Below are 3267 nucleotides of genomic sequence, written 5' to 3' on the forward strand. Positions count from 1 at the left end.
TCGAGAAGGCGCTCGATCGGCACAACGCTGATCGTGCACGGCCGCAAATCCCACGAGCAGCAACCGAATCCGCCTAACTGCCAAGGACTCCCATACAGCCAGTCTCAGCAGCAGAAGAGGCCAACCGGAAGGTCGTCGCCCGCAGAACGAGCGTAACTCTCGAGAGCAAGCCTGCGGCTGCCAACTTGCCGCCACAGGGATGATCCACGACTGCACGGAGGTCCGGCGAGAAGTTCGCCTGTTGGATATAGGCTCCAGCTCCTAATAGCGATACCGGATACGGTTGATGGCGAGAGCAAAGGCATGTCTAAAGCCTGGACGTATACGCGTCGTACGATGCTGTTGGGCAGTAGCTTCTTGGGTAGCGCGTTGTTCGGGGGCTTTACGGAGCCTACACCCAATCGGCCGCAGCGCAAGGTTGTCATGGTGTTGAAGGCCGCCGACTCTCCCTTCGTCGTTGGGTGCACACAAGACGGCATTACCTCGTTGCGTTATCGTAACGATGCGTATGACACGGATTATGTCCTGCCTGGAGCCGTGCTGGGGGCGGCTCACGCTAGAGTTCGGCGTGCCGGATCCGAGTGGCATACGCTTCGAACCGGCGCTGATGCAACGAGGCCGATGCATAGCGCGGCCCTTGAACTAGCAGCCCGCGATGCCGGCGTCCTTCTCACGACCCGCCTCGCAGTCGACGAGGCTGGATTGACGTGGGAGATCATGCTGCGGAATGACGGCATGGCGAGCGTGGAGGTTGGCGACCTCTATTTGCCCATGCCGATGAACACCGAATTTCCGGCAGGACAACCGGTATCGATGGCTGTTTTGAAGCACAGCTTCGTCTCGGGGCATGGATCGCACATCCTCTGGATTCGCGGCAACAGCACCGGTCCCTTCCTCATGCTCTTACCGGAAGCGGACACGTCACTGGAATATTGGAATGTCCATAAGGATTCGGCCGAAGCCAGTGGAACGTGGTGCGCCTACATCTTAGCCGGGGCGGCCGCCGGCGAGGCAGGGGCGGGCGGAACTCGCTGGCGCCAGCCGACCCATTCCCTGTTCCTGCCACCGGCCGAGCAACGGCGTTACCGTCTTCGCTTCCAGTGGGTTGCCGATTACGAGGCGGCGCGCAGGGCTATTGCCGACGCCGGTCTGGTGGACGTGGAAGTAATGCCGGGGATGACGGTTCCGAACGACCTGCATGTCGACATCGCGCTCGCGTCCTCCATTCCGGTGGAGCGAATCGAAGCGGAATTTACCGGCGACACGGTGTTGCAACGGTTGCCGGATCGGGCGGGCAGGCGACTGTGGCGGGTTCGCTTTTCGCGATTGGGCGAGAACCGGGTGACCCTGCACCAGCCGGGGGCGCGCCAGACCTTTCTTGAATTCTTCGCCACCGAGCCCGTCGAGACGATGATGAAGAAGCGCGCAACCTTCATCGTGAAGCGGCAGCATCGTGACCCGTCCAAATGGTACGACGGTTTGTTTGGCGAGTGGAATATGGAGACGCAGGTCCTGCTTGGCCCGGACAATTACGACCGGATCAAGGGCTGGCGCATCTACGAGGTGACGTGCGACGATCCCGGGCTGAGCAAGCCCGCTTACCTCGCGACCAAGAATGCCGAGCATCCTGATGTGGCGGAAGTGGCGGCGCTGGATCGATATATAGATAAGTTCGTCTGGGACGGGCTGCAACGTACCACACAGGAGGCATACGCCTACGGCCTCTACGGCATACCCGATTGGAAGCAGAACAGGGAAAGCAGCGATCCCGGCCCAAAGGGCCGCCTGCATATCTGGCGGCCTTATGACTATCCGCACATCTTCGCGATGTATTTGGCCATGCACCGCATCGCGCGTGACCATCCCGCGATACCCACCCGCCAGAGCGCACGAGATTATTTGGTACGCGCCTACGGTACGGCGCTGGCCATGTTCACGGTGCCGATGCGCGTGGTGATGTGGTCTGCCTACCACACCGGCTGCACCAACGAATGTGTGATCCCCGAACTGGTTTCGGCGCTCACGACGGCGGGCTTGACGCGCGAGGCGGCGACGTTGGAGGCGCACTGGGCGCGTAAGGTGCGCGCCTTCGTCGATCCGAAGGCGGACCTGTTCAAGTCTGAATACCCGTTCGATTCCACAGCCTTCGAATCAACGCAGGCACTGGCGCGCTCGGCCCTGGACGACCCTGTCGCCATGGGGGTTTCGAAGGCGGCAGCGCGTGCCTTCGCGGAGCGTCAGATCGCTGCAAATTTGTTCTGCCGTGGCTGGCTGGAACCTGCTTATTACTACCTGGGCAGCGATTATCGCCGCACTGCGGGCGACGCCTATACGCTGACTTACATGGCGCAGATGGGTGGCTCGGCGCTGCTTGATCATGCGCTGAACGATGCAGACGACCCGCACCCGCTCCTTCGTCTCGGCTATGCGTCACAACTCAGCGCGTGGGCTTTGCTGAACAGCGGCCCGGCGTCGGCTGGTCATGGCTACTGGTATCCGGGCGAGGAGAATGACGGCGCGGCCGGTGGCGGCTTCGAGCCGGCGCCGAGCGGGACCACATGGCTCGGTCAGCCGCATCACCGTGGAGCGTGGTATTACTCGTGCGAGATCGACCTGGGATTTTGTGGGGCGGTCCGCGCTGCTGCGACGATCGTTGCCGATGATCCCATCTTTGGGCAGGTTTGTCACGGTGGCATCATGGAGACGCTCGCTCACACCCTGCGTATTTGGCCACGTGATGGCGTGCGTCGACGGCTCAACGTGCGGCTCCAGTACCTCCGATTGGACTTGGTGCTGCTCGACGCCCGATTCCGGGCGGATCGACCGATCATTCTGAATTTGGGGGAGGGGTGGATCAGCCTTACGCCTGAGCCCTTTACCCCGTCTGCATCGAGAGTGACGTTCGAATTGCGGTACGATGACGGGAGAAAGCGCAAGGAAGTCGTCAACATCACGGACTGCCAGATCGTCATCCGCTTGCCTGCGGCGCGCTTACCGCGGGTTCAGGTCCGCCAGTGATGCCGATTATCCGGTGCGATCGGCACTTATCGCCTGCCATTCCACGCGGCTTCCGATGCGATGACGATCATCCCCGCGAATTCCAAGCATCTCGACGCACGTATCCGCATCACCGCGGTGCTGCATTACTCGGGTTCGGCGATGAACCACCATCCGCACATCCACATGATCGTGCCGGAGGGCAACGACGACAAACTCAATATCCGTTGAAATATGGAAAGAGTGAATGCCGTGGCTGCCCTCTCCCGG

Annotated in this window: 1 protein-coding gene and 1 pseudogene; both read left to right on the forward strand. The window is 61.4% G+C overall.

What is annotated here, in order from left to right:
* Positions 1–702: 702 nt before the first annotated feature.
* Positions 703–3018: a DUF5695 domain-containing protein gene (locus XF30_RS10340; protein ID WP_244608892.1), complete on the forward strand. Its 2316-nt coding sequence runs from the start codon at positions 703–705 to the stop codon at positions 3016–3018.
* Between the two features lie 27 nt (positions 3019–3045).
* Positions 3046–3201, forward strand: a pseudogene (locus XF30_RS10345) (transposase); the annotation flags it as partial.
* Positions 3202–3267 lie beyond the last annotated feature (66 nt).

The organism is Bradyrhizobium sp. SUTN9-2 (assembly GCF_003122645.1).
In the GTDB taxonomy this organism is placed as follows: Bacteria; Pseudomonadota; Alphaproteobacteria; order Rhizobiales; family Xanthobacteraceae; genus Bradyrhizobium; species Bradyrhizobium yuanmingense.